The 266-nt window shown below is 44.4% G+C and carries 1 protein-coding gene; it reads right to left on the bottom strand.

The features are described from left to right. On the bottom strand, positions 1–266 hold a 266-nt coding region (locus tag AAEY88_RS13940), incomplete at both ends, for a hypothetical protein (RefSeq protein WP_350563335.1).

Raw genomic sequence — 266 nt, 5'->3', positions numbered from 1 at the left:
GGTTAACTGTTGTGCTTCTTGTTTACTGCCTAACTTATAACGCCAAATTTCACCTTTAGCGCCGCCGCGATACACTTTGACATTGTCGCCGCTAACTTGCAGACCAAATTGGGTAAAATAAACATATTCACCTTTATCATCAATGGTGCCTTCGACTGCGTCAGCTAACGGTAAATCGGTCATGGTTAAGGATTGTGGGTCAACGGTTTTAAGCACCCAAAAGTTAGCCGGACCAAAGGCGTTGTCGGTTGAATACATTACTTCGC

This window comes from Psychrobacter sp. CAL346-MNA-CIBAN-0220, from assembly GCF_040309805.1.
Lineage (GTDB): Bacteria > Pseudomonadota > Gammaproteobacteria > Pseudomonadales > Moraxellaceae > Psychrobacter.
Note: the sequence above shows the minus strand (reverse complement) of the source record. Positions and strands in the feature narration are given on the sequence as shown.